The sequence below is a fragment of the Desulfobacula phenolica genome, from assembly GCF_900105645.1.
Taxonomy (GTDB): domain Bacteria; phylum Desulfobacterota; class Desulfobacteria; order Desulfobacterales; family Desulfobacteraceae; genus Desulfobacula; species Desulfobacula toluolica.
In genome coordinates, this window is the sequence record NZ_FNLL01000006.1 from 188,958 (window position 1) to 208,034 (window position 19,077).

Below are 19,077 nucleotides of genomic sequence, written 5' to 3' on the forward strand. Positions count from 1 at the left end.
CTTAAAAGATAAATATAACTACACCTATTTTTTTTATTGACAAAGCAAATATCCAGTTTCATGCAATAAAGATAAGACAAGGAAGTCAGATAATGAGTTTAAAAACAAGAAAGAAGGCGTTACAAATGTAAAAACGATAGGAATTAAAACTGTCCGGATAATTGGAATTGAATACTTCTATTAGCTTTAATAAAAAAATTAGCCTTGCCTAACTTTTTTTATTGACAAAACCCAGATACCCAGTTTATATTCTCTTTTAAAAAGTTGGACAATCCAAACTTTGTTATCTTTAACTTTAAGGATAAAAGTATGAAATCAAACTTTTATTTAAAAACTAAAAAAAACACTCAACCAAGAAATAATATCAGAATAAAGGAAAAAACATGTCAGATATACTGTCAAAATTTATGAACATCTGGGAAGTGAAAAGCCATTTCAAGTGTCCGATTATTGGTGCAATGCTTTCTGTTGAAAAGCATAAAAACATTTTAAAGAAATGTGGTTATAACGTAAAGGAAATGAAGCCCTATGAATACCACCAGCAGATCATGATAAAGCTTCATGATAAAAACCATGTGTCGGTAAAGGTGAACAATTATATCCTAAACATTGCCCGTAAGCTGATGATTCGGATCAACGGCCTGCCGGATCATGAAATACGATCACTTTGGAAGAAACAATTAAAAAAAGGAAACGTAGGCCCCATGATGTATGCCATCGTTTCCTATAAAAACACCGATATGGAACTGCTCCAGGATGTCTACGGAGAAGTACATATGCAGGCACATGCCAACATGACTGAAATTTTTCATATCCGGCAAAAACAGCGCAGGTCAGAGGAAATCCTCACACAAATGCAAAAAAAAATAACCCTTAAAAATGAAGAATTCAAAACACTGTCTGATATACGAAAGGCAGACAAAAAAAAAATAGCCTTGCTCAAGGCTGAAAACCTTACCATGCAAACAAGGATAACTGAGTTGGAAAAAACACTTGATCCGAAGAGCTATCAGGAAAATACCACCCGCAGCTTAGAGTTAAAAATCACTGATCTTGAACAATGCATTAAAAACGAACAGAAAAAGTTGAGGATCAAGGAACGTGAAAAAAAATCCATCCAGATAGAGCTTTTCAGTGTCAGGAATAAAAACGAATTGATGAAAGAGGAAATCCACTCCTTGGTAGAGGGATTCAAACTCTGTGCATCTCCGGGCTGCACTGAAAAAAGCAATTGCCAAATCAGCGGTAATTGTACTGAAAATACATGCCCACGATATCAGCTCTGTGCCAAACGGATATTTATGATCGGCGGACTAACCAAAATGGAATCACTTTACAGAAAAATCGTTGAAACCGCAGGAGGAGAATTCAACTATCATGACGGATATATGAAAAATTCACATACAAATCTGAAAGCAAAAGTCAAGCAGTGCGACGTGGTCTTATGTCCGGTTAACTGCAACAGCCATGGCGCATGTCTTAAAGTAAAAAAACTTTGCAACCGCTATAACAAGCAGCTGAAAATCCTCAACAGCTCAAGCCTTTCAGCTGTCTCCCAAGCCTTGTTTATACCTGAAAACGAAGCAAGGATGAACTGAGCAGACAGGGATAAGGATGATCACGGGAACATCTTTTATGCAGCAATTCTGAATTTGGCGATTAACCGGAATTCATTTTAATATCAGTTATATTAAATTAAACCTGTAATGAATGAATTGTCATAACATGTTTCCTGCGTCTTTGTGTTGGTTATGGTCATGTCTGTTCCATCCTTAATACCTGGAGTAACTGCGCCAATGTCGTCAGGGAAAAACCGTTCGGTATTTCGATCTGATATCCTGAATCGATATTCAACATAAGTTTTTCTCTACGGGAATTGAGCAGCTCAGCAATTTGCACCATCAAGCACCTGGGCAAACTCTGCCGGGAGATTTTGGCGCTTGACTTTATTTTTCCAATAGATGAGCAGGTTGGGTTTTAAACCATTTTATCGACAATAAGCATTCTGGGATAATCCTGATTTGGACCATTCTTCTATATGGTGTTTCCAGAAATTGGGTATGCTTCCGTTTGGCTTCTTTGGGCCTGTCCGACATTTTATAACTCTCCTTGAATTTGAATTTAGGTTATCTTCTCATGTGCTGAGCCAAACTAAAAGATGGGGTTTACTGATCGCTTACATTGGAATGACTTGAAACAAATGACAAATTCTCATATTCCTTTATTAGCAGTATGAAAGGAAAAATGGAAATACGCCCGTTTGATTTCATGTAAACTCATCTCCTTGCAGGATTAATTTCCAACCGTTATGGATAAGGTTTGTCAATTATCCAGACAGCCGTGGCAGTCAGCCCTTTATGCTGCCTGACAATATGATTGTCAGGTGTTGAGACAGTATCAAGATGACGTCGGATAATCTCTTCAAGTTCAACTTCAGGTTTGTTGCTTACCTTTTGAAAAAAAGCCATCTGGCTGTCAAATTCATCTTTAATTGAAACAATTTGCTCCCATTCAATGGTATCAAAGGTAATCTCCGGAAAAAAACCCATGGAAAACAATAAATTTATTTTATACAAAATGCTCTGCGGTTTATCTTCCAAAGGGATTCCCATAATTTTTTGCCACAGATCTGAAAGAATGGTATGCTTTCTTTTTGCAGCCCATCCCCTTATGGCACAGCCTTTTTTTGAACAACTCATCATCTTGAAAAAAGAGTCAGGGCCTGCAACACCAGGGGACATGAATGCAATCACAAGGTCAAATTTCTTTTCCCATCCGTTTGCTGCTATATCCGTCTTATACCAATCTTCATGAAGAATAGTGATCTGTTCTTTAATTTCATTGGGAATGTTTTGTTTAAATACAGATAGCATCCCTTGGGAAAAATCAAGGGCAGTCACCTTTGCTCCCTGTTTTGCCAGTTCAATGGCAAGCATACCCGTCCCGCAACCGATTTCAAGGACGGTCATTCCCTTGAACAAAAGCCCGCTTCTTTCTAAAAATTCAAGAGTTTTTTCCAGGCGGCGATCCCGGACTTCCTTTTTGTTCTGATTATATGTTTGTGCAGCTTTATCCCAGTATTCCGGGGTGGAAAAACCTTTATGAACATTGTAGGTATCTGTTTGTTTATCCTTTTCCCACTCTGTGAGCCAAAATTTTTTATTAAATATATTGTCCATTTTGATTGCTTTTTTTATTGGGTTATTTTTTTATTGGGTTGTTGTTTTTATTAGGTTAATTTTCTATTTGATTGCTTTATATAATGATGGTTTGTTTTTACTTGATTTCATCTTCTACTTTGATTTCATCCTCTCCTGCAACAAAGAGTCTTGTCAAGTCGTTAATAACAACATATAGAGCAGGAACAAAAATAAGGGTTAAAACAGTGGCTGCAATGAGGCCGAAACTTATACTAACAGCCATGGGAATTAAAAACTGGGCCTGGAAACTGGTTTCCAAAAGCAGCGGAAAAAGTCCGGCAACAGTTGTCACAGATGTCAAAAGAACCGGCCGGAACCTGTTTTGACCGGCTTCAATAACAGAGGCGAACATGCCTGCACCTCGCCTGATTTTTGAATTGATAAAATCAATTAAAATCAATGAATCATTCACCACAATACCGGACAAAGCAACAATTCCGAAAATACTGATCATGGTGATATCAAGATCCATGACATAGTGACCGGCAACCGCACCGATAAGACCGAAGGGAATGGCGGTCATGATTATCACCGGCTGGATATAGGAGCGAAACTGGCTGGCAAGAAGTAAAAACATGATCATGGCTGCAAGGGAAAATCCCAGTTTCAGGCTGTCAATGGATTCTTCGGTCCGCCTGGCCTGGCCTTCCAGATCATAACTCACTCCCGGAAACCGGTTGACAAGAGTGTCCAGATAATTTTCTTTCAAATCTTCAACAATTTGTCTTGCATTGGCAGCAGTTTCATCAATATCTGAAATAACAGTAATGATCCGTTTTCTATCCACCCGCTGAATGGTTGAATACCCTCTTTTCATTTCAATATCCGCCACCTGGTTCAACGGGATCTGCCTGCCGTCACGGGTTTTTATCCTCAACTCATCAATACTGGATTCCGATTCCCTTTCTTTTTGAGAATAGCGCACCATTACCTTGATATCATCCCTGCCTCTCTGGATCTTTAAAACTTCATCTCCATAATAGGACTGGCGTATCTGTGTGGCAATATCTGCCATGGTTATGCCCAATGACCCGGCCCCTTTTTTGATATGAATGCGTTTTTCCATTTTACCGGGCCTGAAATTATCCGTAACATCAAAAGTCCCGGGATATTTGGCAATTTCATTTTTCAAGGCGGTTGCCGCAAGTTCCAGCTGCTCCAGATCAAATCCGGCCAGTTGAATTTCAATGGGGTTTCCACCTGGCCCTCCGCCTATAATGGAAAAGCTCAGCTGTTCAGCCCCTAAAATATCTCCGGTCAATTCACGCCATTTTGCCGTCACATCGGGCGCGGAGATATCAGGCCGCTTTGATGCAGGCTGGATCTCTATCCAGGCTTCTCCGCAATGCCCTCCGTAAACACCAGGTTTCCAGTCTCTTCTGGGAATGATACCCACTTGGGAAAAATGATTGACAACCAGATCTTCTCCTCCTGCCACCCTATGCCTGAAAAAAGAATTAAGTTCAACAGCCCCTTTTTCAATTTGCTTTATGGTTTTTTCCGTAGCTTCAAAAGGAGTTCCCAAGGGATAGATAATGTCTGCGACAATCCAGTTGCTGTCGGTTTTCGGGAAAAACACAAAAGGCACATGACCGCCTGCCATAAAGCCGATACTGACAATCAGCACCCCAAACCCAACGGCAAGTGTAAAATATTGGTTCTTGACACAATACTTTAAAGCAGGGGTATAAATTGAGTAAATAAAGCCGGTCAAGGCTTTTTCAACCCTGTCCCGTAACCATTTATGACCGTCTAAAAGATCTTTTTTCAACCAGTCCAGCCAGGAAAAACAGACACGGCAAATCAAGGTTTTATTCTTTTTTGCCGGTGTCAATGCATGATCCAGGTGGGCTGGCAAAATGATAAAGGCTTCAACAAGAGAAATGACAAGAATACAGATCACAGTCTGGGGCATGATAGAGATAAATTTGCCCATAATCCCTGCAATGTGCATCAGCGGTATAAATGCCACAATGGTTGTGGTCACGGCCATCACAACCGGTGCCCCAATCCGGCCAATGCTGTCAATCACTGCGGTTTTGGCAGATTTCCCCATTTTATAATGAGTATAGACATTTTCACCCACAATAATGGCATCGTCCACCAGAATACCCAATGTCATGATAAACCCGAACAAGGAGAGCATGTTTATGGAGGCACCCAAATAATCCAGAACAAGAAAAGCCCCCATAAAGGATATGGGAATGCCTGCCGCCACCCAGAAGGCAAGTCCGAGATCAAGAAACAAAGCCAGCACGATAAATACCAGCAATATGCCCTGGATGCCGTTTTTCAACAAAAGATCAATCCTGCCCTGTACCATATCGGCCATATCAAACCAATATCCCAGGACAATTCCTCTGGGAAGAGAATCTTTATGATTTTCAATATACGCTTTTACCGTGTTGGAAATGGCAATGTTATCCTGACTGTCCGTACGCCGGACAACAACCAGTACAGCAGGCTTACCGTTAAAACGTGCCTTGATATCCGTATCTTCAAATCCATCGATAACTGTTGCAATATCCCCAAGCCGGAGGGTTGTCCCGTCTTCTCTTGTCACCACTGGAATTTGTTCAAATTCCTCGCCAGTGTAGCGTTTTCCCTTGGCACGAACAAGAAACTCCCCCCCCTTTGTCTTGATCTTGCCCCCGGGCAGATCAAGGCTTCCTGTTTTTACCGCAGCAGCAACCTGGTCAAAAGAAAGATTAAACTGCCGCAGGGTTTCTTCTGACACCTCAACGGAAATTTCATAGTCCCTGACACCAATAAGGCTTGCAAGTGAAATGTCATCGGTTTCTACAAGATCGTCCCTTATTTTTTCGGCTGTATGGCGCAACACCCTTTCGTCAGCATCCCCGTAAACAGCAAGATATATGGCCGGATCATTGTTTTTAATTTCCACGACAACCGGGTCTTCCGCCTGATCAGGAAATGAATCAATCAGATCAATCTGGGTTTTAATCTCATCAAGTTTTTCATTTATGTCTGTCCCGGCCTTTAATTCCAACAATACCGAACCCTGCCCCTCAAGGGCTGTCGAGTACATTGTTTTGACATCTTCAAGGCTTTTAAGCCGCTCTTCGATTTTGATACAGATTCCTTCTTCCACCTCCTCCGGGGATGCTCCTGGATATACTACCGAGATATCTATCATATCAAGAGAAAACTGGGGAAACATTTCCCGTTTCATGTTTAAAATCGTATACAGGCCTGCCACAATGAGAAAAATCATGATCAGGTTCACGGACACCCTGTGTTCAACAGACCAATTTCCCAATGCTTTCATGTTTTAGTTCCCATTTGATTTTATGGCCAAGGCCATTCCCTCCCTGGCACCGGGAAGCGGAGATGTGATTATTTTATCGCCCGGAGCAAGTCCTTTGCTAATATAAATTTCTTCTTCAAATTTTCTTAAAACAGTGACCTTCTTCATTTTCAAATGACTGTCGTTTACCGTAAAAAAAACATCACCGTCTCTTAACAGATGCCTTGGCAATACAAAAAGATTGTCGTAAGTCTGTCCCATAATGCTGCATTTGACAAATGTGCCCGGTCTTAAATCAAATATATGTTTTATTTTGACATCAGGGTTCAGTATTTCAAGTGTCATGGGCAAAGTCCTTGTCTTTTCATCGATATTGGCCTTTAACCTGGCGACTTTCGCGTCCCATACATATGTTTTTATGCTGTCAAAATTAGCCACGATTACCTTTGCAACCGGCATTTTTCCATTGTGAAAAAAAGATTCAATCCATTTCATTTTTTCCAAAGGGATTCTCACATCAACATCCAGGCTGTTTTTTTGATACATTGCTCCCAGGATTTGACCTGGGGTGACATATTCTGCTTTTTCAACAAACTTATCCAGGACAAACCCATTAAACTCAGAATTAATACGGGTTTTTTGCAACGCAAGGTCGGCTTTTTGCAAATCAACCCTGGCCATGGCAAGGGCTGCCTTTTTCTGCTCCATCAAGGTATCTGTCAAAAAAAGCCGGTTACGGATATTCTGCAATTGAATCTTTGCCTGCAAATATTGCTGTTCAGCCTTGTCCAGGCTGTTTTTCGACGCAAATTGATTACGGGTCAATGTTTTGACTCTTTCAAGTTCTTTTTGGGTTAAATCAACATTGGCCGTTGAAAGCAGGATATCGTTTTTCAAATTTTCAATATCCTGTTTCAAGCTCTCAATATCCGCGTTTGCCTGCCGGATTCTCACCTGCCCTGTCTGCCGCTCCAGTTGATACGATCTTTGATCAATCCCGACCAGAAGATCTCCCTTGCCTATCATCCCCCCTTCAATAAAAGAAGGATGCAAATAATCAATTCGTCCGGGAACCTCAACGGCAATTTTTACCAGTTTTCTTGGTTTTACCGTGCCATATGCGTCTATGGTCATAGTTTTTGAAACCGGTTTTACCACCATGATTTTTACACTTGGAGGTGTTTTAACAATTTGTTTTTTTTCAGGTTTTTCTTTTAAAGAGATGAGCAGTTTTGCAGCACCAACAGCAACGGCCAGAACAATAACAACCCTTAAGAATCTAAAAACAACAGAGCTGAATCCCTTAATTTTGTATGAGTTTTTCATCATTTGGGTATTGTCTCCTCGATGTCTTCATTCCTGACCACCCCCATAACAATCGTCTCAAAAAAAATACAGCACAAATTGCCAACAAAGAAGAAGGAAAGCTAACTACCCATGAAGAACAATCCCCGAAGGAAGCGCTTCTCCGAAAATAGTGTTCTCCTCTTTTTTACTGAGGCAAACCACATGATGAAGCGGTTTTGTCATGGCATCGGAAATGTTTTGTTTTGTCATCCAGTCTTGTATCCGGTCAATTTTGTCCGGATTAATATCTCTCATGCGATCCCCGGTTTTTCTTGCCAGCTGAATTAGGGCCGTAGCCACAGGTTTTGGGTTCTGCCGTTTCAGAGACATCAGCTTTTCAATCCACGGCTCCACTTTTGACGGGGGAATTACCCGGTCAACAGACCCATAGAGAAGCTCTCTTGCCCCAATTCTTGACAAGGACCAGAAATGCTGGTCAACTGCTTTTTTAGCAATCATCTCGGACAAAAGCTGGTTGCCCCATTTCACCTTGTCCTTGACCAGCAGCCGTTCCATGTTGGCCACTGCCATCCATATTTCAAGACGCTCCTGGGGAGAAATTTTAGGGGCGCTTGTTTTTTTATGGCTGATAAGGGAACTCAGTTCCTGAACAAACTGCCGCTGCTGACCTGCGGTAAGACCCGCCGCCACCCGCCGCCAGAGAATCCACCACTCGGATTTGACCTGGGCACTTTTATTGAAGACCGGCCCCTGCTTAAAAATTTTCCATATTTTTTTGACCCTTTCTTCATCAAAGCTTTGACCAAAGCCGGGACGAACAGCATAACCGGTCAGATTAAGCCAGCGGTGTTCAAATTGTGCCGATATTTTCCGGGCCTCAATATTTTCCAGCATCTGATCGGCAATGGCACGGACAAAGGAAAGGGGCCATTTGGCTTTGGAGGTCCCGGTCATTTTTGAAATGGTTTTGGGCACTGATACCAGTGGAATCCCGGCTCCATCCTGTTTGTTTTCTTTGGAAAAAGCGGTTTGTATAACACCCAGTGCCGCCTGAACCAGCTTTTCCTCATACACTTCCGCTTCAACAACCTCAACAGCATCCGCACCATTTCCCGAACGAAGCTGAAACTGAAGCTGCCACCGGTGGTCACTAGCCAGGGAACGGCACCAGAGAACCAGGGTTCCGATTTCAGTGTATTGCGCTTCAACCTGAACCGGGATCTCGGCTGCTTCACCTTTTTTGCCGAATTTGATGACGGTCTGAATGGAAGGAAGGGTTGTGAGAGTCTCATCCACATCAACCACATCACCGCATTTATCGCCGGAACGGTAACTGGAACTGAACACTTCAAAACTCACGGGCCGGTTGGCAAGCACGGTCATTTTCTTGCCTTCAAGCCGGATATCGGTGCCTTCATCAAGCCCCCTTTCCACAAGGCATACAGCCTTGGCAGAAGTCTGTTTGCCATTTTCCAAAACAGAAATTCCAAGATAATAGGCCCTGGGACTGCCGCTTCCCACCCTGACGCCTTTGCCGATTTTTGCAAGACCATAGTAGGATGCGCCCAGAGCAACGGAAAGATCAGGATCAGGGTTTTCCAAGACTCTGGGAAGGGTCTCATCCTCCTCTTTAAACCAGTACCGCACAGCCTTTCTGATTTTTTCCGTAATCACTTTGGGTTTGAGTGATCCCCCGTTAAAGAAAATATGGTCGGGTGCATGGTTCTTGTTGAGCAGCTGTTCAATATCAGCCTTGTGATTTTCCAGAAACCATCCCAGATGTTTTGTCATGGCAGGTTCCTGCTCATAAGGAAGCCCGAATTCGCTGATCCCTTTTCTCGTGTCAGCTTTTTTTACCGTTTCAATATCCACATCCGGAAAAAACCCTTCCAGGACAGTCTCTTCAAGCATCTCCCGGGTCAGTTTTGCAGAAACCGTACCCTTGATCAGACTCCTGCCCTCTCCCCTCATGGCAATATGTTCCACATCGGTTTTGCCGCTCAGAATATTTTCTTTGGCCCGGCGGCACTGGTGACAAAGCTCTTTCCACCGGTCTCCGGAAAGGGCCGGCCTGTTTTTATCAAAAGTTTTCTCCACGCTTAGAGCCAAAGCAAGGTCAATATTGTCGCCTCCCAGGATCAAGTGATCCCCCACGGCAATTCTTTCAAACCGGGAGGTGCCTTGGGTTTCTCTCAGGGTAATCAGGGTAAAATCCGTTGTACCGCCGCCGATATCGCACACCAGGATAAGTTCTCCCGGATTAACATGCCTGGCCCAGTCTTTTTCGTGCTTAATCAGCCAGCTGTAAAAGGCTGCCAGGGGTTCTTCAAGCAGGGTGACTTTTTTAAGACCGGCCATTTTTGCTGCCTCAACAGTCAGATCCCTTGCCACCTCATCAAAAGAGGCGGGAACCGTTATCACGACAAACTGGTTTTCAAGGTAAAGATCCTCATTGTTTCCCCGCCCGGCATTCCAGGTTTTTTTTATATGCTCCAGGTAAGCACAGGTGGCATCCACAGGCGAAACTTTTCCCATATCCGTTCGCGCTCCCCAGGGAAGAATTTTTGCCCGCCTGTCCGCCTTATCATGGCAAAGCCAGCTCTTGGCGGACGAGACAAGACGGGAAGGAACCTTTGATCCGTGATCTCTTGCAAAAGCCCCTGCAAAATTTTTCTGGGTGGGGTTCCAGGGCTGAAAAACGGAATTTTCCGATATGTCATACTCACCCGGGATGTAGAGAAAAGAGGGAAGAACCGAAAGCCTGTTCACCTCTCCTGCACCTGTAAGCTGGGGAACCTTGAAAATTCTTATCCCTTTTGCATAAGATTTTCCCCTGCCACCGCCTTCTTCAAGATCCACATAAGAGACCGCTGTATTGGTTGTTCCCAGATCAATTCCAATGATATATCGAATGGCATCAAGATTCAAAATCGTCTCTCTCCCGTACATTAAATTCAAGCTTCCATCTCTGGCCATCTTCCCTTGAAACGCACCAGAATTCAAGGGTTCCTATTTCCGTCACCTTGATTTCAATGGTCACAGGAATCACGCTCCCATACTCTCCTTCAAGCACGGTTTCAATGGTACTCATATTTTCTATCTCGCCTTGTTCCCATTCCTCCACCACAGTTCCCACAACATCTTCATGACGGCATGTTGACTCCATGATATCAAAACTGACCTCTTCTCCCACCACAATGACAAACTCCTGGTCCTCCACATGTGCTTCGGTGCCTTCCTCCATACCGTAAGGGGCAAGGCAAAGGGCCTTGACCGGTGCAGGCAGTCCGGGAATCGCAGGCATTGCCGCCGCAATACTCATATAATAGGATCGTCCCAGGCCGCCCCGAATACGTATGCCGTCTCCCCTTCTTGCCCGACCGTAATAGGCCGCACCCCTTGCCACGGAGAGATCAAAATTTTCCGAAGCAATTTCACGCACCTCAGGCGAGTCAAGCCCTGCCTCCTTGCGCCATGAGAAAAGCGTATCCAGAATCCTTTTTCGTACCGGATCAGCCTTCATGATACCGCCGTTAAACAGAACCGCGTTGGGAATCTCCATTTTCTCGCCATTTGATTTTTGCCGGGAAAGAAATTTGGCCATATGTTTTGTGATTGCTGGATCTGCCTCGTAAGAGAGACCCAGCTCCCGGATTCCTGATTTCTGTCGCGCAACCGGCATAGCATTGCTGTCACATTGAGGGAAAAACCCATCCACAAGAATATTTTCAACATCTGTTTTTGCAAGGTCTATTTTAATGGTTCCACCGATCAAACCGCTGCCCCGCCCGAGAACCGTGACGGGGAACTTATCCATTTCCGGATTCTGAAGCATTTTTTCTTTGGCATTCCGGCAGCTGTGGCTCAAGCCCTGCATCTGCCAGACATCCAGTTTCTTGCCTTTTTCCGCCAGCTTTTGGGAAACAAAATAGGCCAGGGCAAGATCCATATTGTCCCCGCCCACAAGAAGGTGGTCTCCCACGGCAACTCTTTCCAGTACAAGATCCCCCTCCTCTTCCGAGATGCGGATCAAACTAAAATCCGTAGTTCCCCCACCAATATCACATACAAGCACAGTGTCATCTTTTTTAACAACTTTTCGCCATTTGTCATCCAGGGCTTCTATCCAGGAGTAAAAAGCGGCCTGGGGCTCTTCAAGAAGGGTTATATTCTCAAAACCGGTCATTGTGGCGGCATTTGCCGTCAATTCCCTGGCCACTGCATCAAAAGAGGCGGGAACGGTCAAGTAGACATCCTGATTTTCTATTATAAAATCTTTATTGTCTTTTGCCATCACATGATTCCAGGCATCACGGATATGGGATAAAATAGCAGAAGAAGCCTCCACCGGAGACATTTTTGAAATATCTCCCGGCCCTTTCCATGGCAGCACCGGTTTGTTCCTGTCGATCAGGGTATTGCAGAGCCATGACTTGGCAGACGAAATCATGCGCTGAGGAATCTCTGCACCGCGATTTCTGGCAAATTCCCCCACAGTTATAGCGTTTCCGGTTCCAAAACCCGTCTCCAGGGCACCGTCGGACACATCGTGTTTTTCAGGCATGAAAATAAATGAGGGGAGCATCTCCCTCTCTACCACAACCCCTGCATCCACAAGCTGGGGAATATTGAATACCTTGATGGTATTTTCTTCACCTTCTGCGGGATTTATTTTTGTATATGACACAATGCTGTTGGTTGTACCAAGATCAATTCCAATGATATATGTTTGTTCAGCCAAGGTATTTGTCCTCAACATTTTGGGTTAATAAAAATATGCCGTGCCTGTCGTTCCTCCGGCAGCAGCTGCCAGGGTGGAGAGTCTCATCATCAAACATGTTCCCATTCAACTCCATATTATTCTCTCCTTGATATCAAAATGGCTATAATATTCATTGTTCTTTGTTATCCTGCTTTTTGTCATCATCTTCTTTAACATGTTCCTGTTCCACATAGTCGATCATCTTGCATTCTGCTTGATCATCATAACCAAGGGCGTTAACTGTTCCGGCCGCTCTTTTATACTCAAGCTGAAGTTCGTATTTCCTGATCTCAGTTTGAACCTCCATGCTCTTTTGTGCAAGTTTATACTTCATGTACATAAACCAGGCAAAGAGAAAAAACATTGCTGCACCCAGAGCCACAAAAAACCACTTGAAATCGACAATGATATCCATGCCTGTGCGGGCAAGAAAAGTGAGGAGGTTAGGAATGACCCAGTAGAGGAAGACACCTGCAAAAATAAGAAACCCGATAATAAAAATATTAAACCGGCTGATACGGAAAAAAAAAGTATCAACCTTATTTGCTTTGTCTGCCGGAATCTTGCCGGAATCCTCTTTAGATTCTTCGCTTCCCTGAAGAAAGGTCATCACCGCTTTTAACACAAACCCTATCAGCAGAACCAGCCCAACCGGAATCCCTACGGCCGCAGAAAACCAAGCCCTGAAAGGAAAAGGAATATCCTTGGTGACAAGTCTGACCCGATAATTTTCAAGTGGGCCAAAGATATTTTGAAAATAATATTTATCAAACTTTGTCATGGTTGACCCATTGACCTGGTAAACAACATCATTGGAATCGTTCAACACCTGCATATATGATTGATTTCCCGAACGCATGGAGGCGCTGACAAAAATCCCAAATTCCAAAACAAAAAAAGCAACAACAACGGCAACTAAAAGTACCGTATGCTGCTGCAAATATTCCGACCAATTTTTAACTCCCATTAACGCTTCTTCCCCTCTAAATTTCCAGGTAAAAATCAACAAAAAAACCATGGCATTATAATTATTTTTAGCTGAAACATCAATACTTTATTAAAAACAAGGCACCTGTTGGCCCTTTAGTTCTCTTGACAAAAAGCTGCTTGCTATCTATATGTGTCATTGAACTAGAAATTCGCATCACTGAAAAAGGGCAAGACATGGTAGCGGTTCGCCAGAGAATAAATGCTGAAACATCGGCAAGTATCAAAGGCAGGAATATAACGACAAAGCAAGCAATATAAATATACCGATGTCAAATATTTAAATACAGGAACATACTGTTAACAAAGGATATTCAATGGAAAAACCAAATAGTTTATGGTGTTTGCTGATATTGATGTTTTATCCTGCGATTGTGTTTTCTTTTTCTTTCAGCGAATATGAAAAAGAAGAGGTACTACAGGAAAAACAGCAACAGGACAAAACCCAAAAAAAAATTGACCGACTTTTGTCCATTGCCTGCCGGGATGACCTTAAAGAAAAAAAAATTGCCGTAATCATCGGCCAGGAAGACGGTCGGGCAGATTATGACCCGTTATTCCTTCCAATAAATAACGAGCTTCATAAACTGGGGTTAAAAACTTACTCTCAAAAACAAATAACAGCACGGATCGCCAGAGCTGAAATAAATGCCTTTTTATCCAATGATATGAATGCGGCTGCCAATGCTGCCGGCAAATTAAAAGCTGATTTTATTTTAAGGGGATTAATTCAACACAAAACAAGGGTAAATCATATTGTAGGCGTGAATGAGGTATCCATAACCATAATTTTTACCCTTGTGGATGAAGCAGGACGAGTCATTTCAAGGGTGACGGAACAAGGAGAGTCTTTTGCAGGACAAAACACATTGGCGGCAGCCCTGGCTCTTGTCAAAGAAAAATCCGGCCTGGTGGTCGCACGTCTTTACAACGATTATTGCAAGAATTCAGGCAAACAAAAAAACTTTAATCCCAGGCAACCGCCTGAAACAAAACCAAAAATAGAAAGTGTAACAGACTTTTAAGGCATAAAAATCATGAACACTTATCAACATCAAAAAAGATTAAATCCGATTATTCTTGTTTTATTTTTTTTTATGGCAGGCCTGATGGCCTGTTTTTCGCCGAACTTGGCCAATGCTGCCGGCAAGACCATTCTTGTTTCAGCAGAAGGCCTTGCAGATCCTCAAGCAGATATCTATCAAAATGACAAAGGCAAACTTCTTGACGCCTTGCGGCAGGATGCAAAACGGCAGGTCATTGAAAAGGCAGTGGGCAGTTATGTTGAAAGTTCAACCCTTGTTGAAAATTATGCCCTGATTCATGATAAAATTCTAACCCGGACAAAGGGACTGATCAAGAGGGTTATAAAAGAAAGCCCTCCATGGAAAGGAGAAGACGGCTTTATGCACATGCTTTTAAAAGCTGAGGTTTACCTTTCTTCAATCAAGGACTCCCTTCAGGTCATGTCAAAGACAGAGCGGCTAAGTCTGCTGAAGGACTATGGGAATCCGAAAATATCAGTGGCCATTACCATCAGGGATGCAAAACGCGGATCAAGAGTTGCCCCGGAACGCTCTGATGTCGCAGAAAACATTTTAAAAGAACGGTTTTCCAAATTTGGTTATCGGGTCTGGTCGGAAGATGCCGGTCAGTTAGACGCTCAAACAGCAGACCGCACTATGCCGAAAAATCAGTCTAATGCCACAACCTTGGCAACTCATATCAAAACATCAGATTTTTCCATAAGAGGAGAGGTTAAGTTCAAATCGCTTACAGCTACACTTCAAGCCTCCGGCCTGACAATAACTAAATATGTTCTCACTTCCTGGACAATTAAATGCATTAATAATTATACATCAGAGGAAGTCTATTTTAACAACACAATACCGAGAAACAAAAGCTGGTCAGATGAAGACGCGGCCATGGATGATATTGGAAAACTCATTGGAGAACAATTTTCCAAAGGTTTTTTTGAAGATCATCTGATGAGAACATCAAAAATCTTCCAGCTTGAAATTTTTGGCCTGCCGGACTATGACACGGGAACATTATTTAAAAAAGAAATGATCGGCCTTCGTCCGGTCATGAATGTTGATTTTCGTAATTTTGATGCCCAAGGACTGTCGTTTTATGAAATTGATTTTGCCGGAACCCGTGGAAATTTTACCGATATCATAAACGATACGGTTATCAAGCCTTTGAATCGAAAATTCGGAAAAGATGTATTTAAGCTGGTATCTGCCCGGGGAGATGTCGTCAGGGTTGATTTTCATACAACCCATAAAATTGATGACCTGCCCGGCAAGTTCAACAAGACCCTGCCGGCATCATTATCCGAGGCAACACCTGAACGAATTGAGAATTTAGCCAGAACCGAAGCAACAATGACCCAGGTGGCCAGGATCAATCCGGAAGCGGTTCAACAATTATCTCAACAAGGCAATAAAATTGCAGAAAAAGCCCTTGCTGCAGTGAATGATTTTTAAATAAGGATGTGAAAAAGTATTTTTTCACAAATTGTTTGTAGTGCTATAGTTGTATTATAGAATATAACTCATTATTAATTCATTATTTATGGAGGATGAAATTGAAAAAATTGAAACTTGCAACCGGTTTAATACTTTCCGGTATGTTCATGCTGTGCGGATGCGTTTCAGGAGTAACAGGGGGCGGCAGTGCTTCACAAAAGGCCAATGCAATGGCCGACGAACAGATCTACCAGCCCATCACCTATGAAAACGCACATATCAAAGGACCTGTGCTTGTGGTTTTACCAGGTAAAATAAAAAGCAATAACGCAACATTTGCTCAAAAAATAACTTCAAATAACATTGCAGATTATGCGGAACTGGAACTGGGCAACGCCAATTTCAGGGTTCTTGAAAGATCGGATTTAGGCCCCATGCTCAATGAAATTACCCTGGCGGCCAATATGGGTGATACAGAGTCTCTAAAAAAATTTAGAAAAGGAAAATTCAAAACCACCAAATGGTTTGCACAATTGGATGTTCTGAAAGCTGAAAAAGTAGCCCAGGCAAACCAGGGATTTGGCGGTGATGCTGTTGGAAGTATTTTCGGTGCTATAGTGGGCGGTAAAGACGGTTTTATAGGCGATACCGCTATTTCTTCTATTAAAAGCGCTGAATCCGCCGGTGTCTGGATTATTGGCATGAGATATAAAATCATGGACGCTTCAACTTCCGAACAAGTATCAACCGGTTATTTTGAAGATAAAATGGAGTTGGGTAAAAAAGGCACATCCATTCTCGGCCTATCTCAATCCCAGGCTGGTGGAATCACAATGGACAGCATGGTTCAACGACTTGTCCAGAAAGCTGTTGCTGATATTGACCGAAAAAAATAATTTTTTAATCATAAAGCACCTGCAAAAATCTTAACCTGATCTCTGTGGGTGCTTACAATTCCCTATTTCACTGTTATAATACCATTTTCCCCGGCAAATATTATGATAGAAACAAGCAGTTATTAATTCTTTTGTGCTTTTACTTTTTTGGGGACACTCTCTTTTTGTTCAGGCTTTTTAGTTTCTTTTTTCTTTGGCTTGACCCCCCGCAAAATAGGAATCACTGTTTCACTGTTTTCTGCTATAAACAAAGAAATATCCTCAAGCTGATCTTCACTGAATTTTATTTTTGAACCTTCCAGGAATTCAAACAAGTTGTCGGCAATATCAAGCATTTTATCATATGCGTCTGCTTCTTTTTTTGTCGCAAATGTCATTTTTTCCTCTCCATTCCTGACAACAATATATTTTACAATTACGGCCATCTTGTCTCCTTGGAGTAATATTTTCACTTAAGTCTTAATATAAAAAAGGATACAGGTAAAGGGGGGCTCCCTTAACTGTATCCTTTCGATATTTTCAACTATCCCTTCAATATCGTTAACAGGGACTTGAACTATAATTCCGGTCTTGGGTAAAGCCCTGCTCTTTCAACTATTTCAGGAACTTTTTCCTCCCACTCTATGGCCATGATATGGAATCCTGAAACTCCTGTCACTTCCTTGAGTTCCTGGATGTGTTCCACACAGATATCAATTCCCTCCTGGGCCTGCTTATCTTTGGCAACACCTGCCAGACGCTTGATAATTTCATCAGGCACGTCCATTCCAGGCACCCTGTTTTTCATGTATTTGGCCATACCAACTGATTTCATGGGAGTCATGCCTGCCATGATAAAGGTTTTTTCCGTCAGTCCCCTTTCAACAGCCAATCTTATCCACTCTTTGAACTTATCCAGATTATAAATGCACTGAGTCTGGATAAATTCAGCACCGCAGGCAATTTTTTTGGCCAGACGCGGCACCCTGATCTCAAAAGGATCGGCAAACGGGTTGGCAGCAGCGCCTACAAACATTTTCGGTGGCCGCTTGATCTTGTCCCCACCCAGAAATTTTCCTTCATCCCGCATGTAGCGAACCGTCTGAACCAATTGCATGGAATCAAGATCATGAACATTCTGTCCCTGGGCACAATCGCCAAAACTTTGATGGTCACCGGACAGGCACAGCATATTCGGAATATCAAAGGAGGCTGCTCCCAGAATATCACTTTGAAGCGCAACCCTGTTTTTATCGCGTGTCACCATCTGCAGAACAGGTTCAATCCCCATCAACTTCAGGTGTATGCATGCGGCAAGGGAAGACATTCTTGTCATGGCTGTCTGGTTATCGGTGACATTAACCGCATCCACATAATCCTTGATCAATAAGCCCTTTTTTTTAACTTCTTGTGCATCGCTTCCCCTGGGAGGACCACATTCAGAAGTGACACCTATATGCCCTGCTTTTAAAACTTTTTCCAGCCTGCTTTCCGTATTTAAAGCATTCATATTTTCACATCCTCCCTGGTTACCGTTCGAGGCCCGCCTGCTCTATCTGTGGACCAATCCTTTATCGGTGCAACTTTCTCATAATCCTCCATTTTATTCAATGCTTTTAATCTATCTACTATAAGCTGCCAGGCACAGTCAACATCTTTGCTGATTTCACATTTACCATTGGATGAACCGCCACAAGGGCCGTTTAGCAATCTTTTGGCACATCTGGAAATCGGACAGATACCACCGGTTTTAGCAAGAACACACGCACCGCAAGCCTGACATCTTTCCGTCCAAAGCCCCCTGTCTTCATTAGCACCAAGGCATATGGTATTTACCCCCGGAATCAAGGGCGTGGTCAGATATTTTTCTGCGGCAAACTGTACCCCTACACCACAGGCAAGAGAAATAACGGCATCATAATCATCAATATTACTGCGAATTTCTTCCAAGTATTCATGATCACACTGGCGCTCAAGTGTTCTTTCATCAATTATTTTTTCATCGCCCTGATTGATAAAATACATTCGTAACGCAGACGCCAGCACTTCCACTTCCTTTTTACCGCCTGCTTCACAAACCGTCACACATTCATTACACCCGAGTATCAGTATCCGGTTGAAGCCTTTGACTTCATCAATAATCTCTTCAATGGGTTTTTTCTCTGCTATTATCATAAACCAACCTCATATTTAGCTGTTATTTATG

General features: G+C 42.8%; 14 protein-coding genes. 4 read left to right on the plus strand and 10 right to left on the minus strand.

Annotated elements, in window-relative coordinates; genetic code table 11:
* The first annotated feature begins 383 nt into the window (after nucleotides 1-383).
* A complete protein-coding gene (locus tag BLT94_RS11755) occupies nucleotides 384-1,598 on the plus strand; it encodes a DUF2325 domain-containing protein (RefSeq protein WP_092234263.1) in 1,215 nt (404 codons plus the stop codon).
* A gap of 389 nt (nucleotides 1,599-1,987) precedes the next feature.
* Here BLT94_RS11755 and tnpA read toward each other — a convergent pair whose 3' ends face one another.
* The 7 genes from tnpA to BLT94_RS11790 all read right to left on the minus strand — a co-directional run bounded on the left by tnpA (nucleotide 1,988) and on the right by BLT94_RS11790 (nucleotide 13,505).
* A complete protein-coding gene (tnpA, locus tag BLT94_RS22650) occupies nucleotides 1,988-2,101 on the minus strand; it encodes an IS66 family insertion sequence element accessory protein TnpA (RefSeq protein ID WP_407641562.1) in 114 nt (37 codons plus the stop codon).
* A gap of 205 nt (nucleotides 2,102-2,306) precedes the next feature.
* Entirely contained in the window at nucleotides 2,307-3,179 is an 873-nt protein-coding gene (locus BLT94_RS11765) for a class I SAM-dependent methyltransferase (RefSeq protein ID WP_092234266.1), read from the minus strand.
* A 97-nt stretch (nucleotides 3,180-3,276) separates the two neighbouring features.
* Nucleotides 3,277-6,489, minus strand: coding sequence for an efflux RND transporter permease subunit (locus BLT94_RS11770; RefSeq protein WP_092234269.1), 3,213 nt, complete (start codon nucleotides 6,487-6,489; stop codon nucleotides 3,277-3,279).
* Between the two features lie 3 nt (nucleotides 6,490-6,492).
* Nucleotides 6,493-7,797, minus strand: a complete 1,305-nt coding sequence (locus tag BLT94_RS11775; RefSeq protein ID WP_092234270.1) for an efflux RND transporter periplasmic adaptor subunit — start codon at nucleotides 7,795-7,797, stop codon at nucleotides 6,493-6,495.
* 102 nt (nucleotides 7,798-7,899) lie between these two features.
* Nucleotides 7,900-10,752, minus strand: coding sequence for an Hsp70 family protein (locus BLT94_RS11780; protein ID WP_245743093.1), 2,853 nt, complete (start codon nucleotides 10,750-10,752; stop codon nucleotides 7,900-7,902).
* Nucleotides 10,694-12,517, minus strand: a complete 1,824-nt coding sequence (locus BLT94_RS11785; protein WP_092234275.1) for an Hsp70 family protein — start codon at nucleotides 12,515-12,517, stop codon at nucleotides 10,694-10,696. Before BLT94_RS11785 ends, BLT94_RS11780 begins: the two co-directional genes overlap by 59 nt.
* A gap of 151 nt (nucleotides 12,518-12,668) precedes the next feature.
* Nucleotides 12,669-13,505 carry a hypothetical protein gene (locus BLT94_RS11790; RefSeq protein WP_014958668.1) on the minus strand — a complete coding sequence of 279 codons (837 nt, stop codon included), beginning with the start codon at nucleotides 13,503-13,505 and terminating at the stop codon, nucleotides 12,669-12,671.
* Nucleotides 13,506-13,842: 337 nt separating this feature from the next.
* On the opposite strand from BLT94_RS11790, the gene BLT94_RS11795 reads away from it, so the two are divergent.
* The 3 genes from BLT94_RS11795 to BLT94_RS11805 all read left to right on the plus strand — a co-directional run bounded on the left by BLT94_RS11795 (nucleotide 13,843) and on the right by BLT94_RS11805 (nucleotide 16,892).
* Complete coding sequence (locus BLT94_RS11795) at nucleotides 13,843-14,550, plus strand: hypothetical protein (RefSeq protein WP_092234277.1); 708 nt, start codon at nucleotides 13,843-13,845, stop codon at nucleotides 14,548-14,550.
* A 12-nt stretch (nucleotides 14,551-14,562) separates the two neighbouring features.
* On the plus strand, nucleotides 14,563-16,014 hold the full coding sequence (locus BLT94_RS11800) for a hypothetical protein (RefSeq protein WP_092234280.1): 1,452 nt from the start codon (nucleotides 14,563-14,565) through the stop codon (nucleotides 16,012-16,014).
* A gap of 95 nt (nucleotides 16,015-16,109) precedes the next feature.
* Nucleotides 16,110-16,892: a hypothetical protein gene (locus BLT94_RS11805; RefSeq protein ID WP_083863760.1), complete on the plus strand. Its 783-nt coding sequence runs from the start codon at nucleotides 16,110-16,112 to the stop codon at nucleotides 16,890-16,892.
* Between the two features lie 122 nt (nucleotides 16,893-17,014).
* Here BLT94_RS11805 and BLT94_RS11810 read toward each other — a convergent pair whose 3' ends face one another.
* The 3 genes from BLT94_RS11810 to BLT94_RS11820 all read right to left on the minus strand — a co-directional run bounded on the left by BLT94_RS11810 (nucleotide 17,015) and on the right by BLT94_RS11820 (nucleotide 19,046).
* Nucleotides 17,015-17,317: a YebG family protein gene (locus tag BLT94_RS11810; protein ID WP_014958672.1), complete on the minus strand. Its 303-nt coding sequence runs from the start codon at nucleotides 17,315-17,317 to the stop codon at nucleotides 17,015-17,017.
* Between the two features lie 131 nt (nucleotides 17,318-17,448).
* Nucleotides 17,449-18,381 carry a methylenetetrahydrofolate reductase gene (locus tag BLT94_RS11815; RefSeq protein WP_014958673.1) on the minus strand — a complete coding sequence of 311 codons (933 nt, stop codon included), beginning with the start codon at nucleotides 18,379-18,381 and terminating at the stop codon, nucleotides 17,449-17,451.
* Nucleotides 18,378-19,046 (minus strand): methylenetetrahydrofolate reductase C-terminal domain-containing protein, encoded by a 669-nt coding sequence (locus tag BLT94_RS11820; RefSeq protein ID WP_014958674.1) that lies wholly within the window; start codon nucleotides 19,044-19,046, stop codon nucleotides 18,378-18,380. Before BLT94_RS11820 ends, BLT94_RS11815 begins: the two co-directional genes overlap by 4 nt.
* Nucleotides 19,047-19,077 lie beyond the last annotated feature (31 nt).

What these genes read in the sequence shown, in the direction of transcription:
- BLT94_RS11755 (WP_092234263.1), top strand. Translation starts at nt 384, where the DNA reads ATGTCAGATATACTGTCAAAATTTATGAACATCTGGGAAGTGAAAAGC.
- BLT94_RS11765 (WP_092234266.1), bottom strand. Translation starts at nt 3,179, where the DNA reads ATGGACAATATATTTAATAAAAAATTTTGGCTCACAGAGTGGGAAAAG.
- BLT94_RS11770 (WP_092234269.1), bottom strand. Translation starts at nt 6,489, where the DNA reads ATGAAAGCATTGGGAAATTGGTCTGTTGAACACAGGGTGTCCGTGAAC.
- BLT94_RS11775 (WP_092234270.1), bottom strand. Translation starts at nt 7,797, where the DNA reads ATGATGAAAAACTCATACAAAATTAAGGGATTCAGCTCTGTTGTTTTT.
- BLT94_RS11780 (WP_245743093.1), bottom strand. Translation starts at nt 10,752, where the DNA reads ATGGCCAGAGATGGAAGCTTGAATTTAATGTACGGGAGAGAGACGATT.
- BLT94_RS11790 (WP_014958668.1), bottom strand. Translation starts at nt 13,505, where the DNA reads ATGGGAGTTAAAAATTGGTCGGAATATTTGCAGCAGCATACGGTACTT.
- BLT94_RS11795 (WP_092234277.1), top strand. Translation starts at nt 13,843, where the DNA reads ATGGAAAAACCAAATAGTTTATGGTGTTTGCTGATATTGATGTTTTAT.
- BLT94_RS11800 (WP_092234280.1), top strand. Translation starts at nt 14,563, where the DNA reads ATGAACACTTATCAACATCAAAAAAGATTAAATCCGATTATTCTTGTT.
- BLT94_RS11805 (WP_083863760.1), top strand. Translation starts at nt 16,110, where the DNA reads ATGAAATTGAAAAAATTGAAACTTGCAACCGGTTTAATACTTTCCGGT.
- BLT94_RS11810 (WP_014958672.1), bottom strand. Translation starts at nt 17,317, where the DNA reads ATGGCCGTAATTGTAAAATATATTGTTGTCAGGAATGGAGAGGAAAAA.
- BLT94_RS11815 (WP_014958673.1), bottom strand. Translation starts at nt 18,381, where the DNA reads ATGAATGCTTTAAATACGGAAAGCAGGCTGGAAAAAGTTTTAAAAGCA.
- BLT94_RS11820 (WP_014958674.1), bottom strand. Translation starts at nt 19,046, where the DNA reads ATGATAATAGCAGAGAAAAAACCCATTGAAGAGATTATTGATGAAGTC.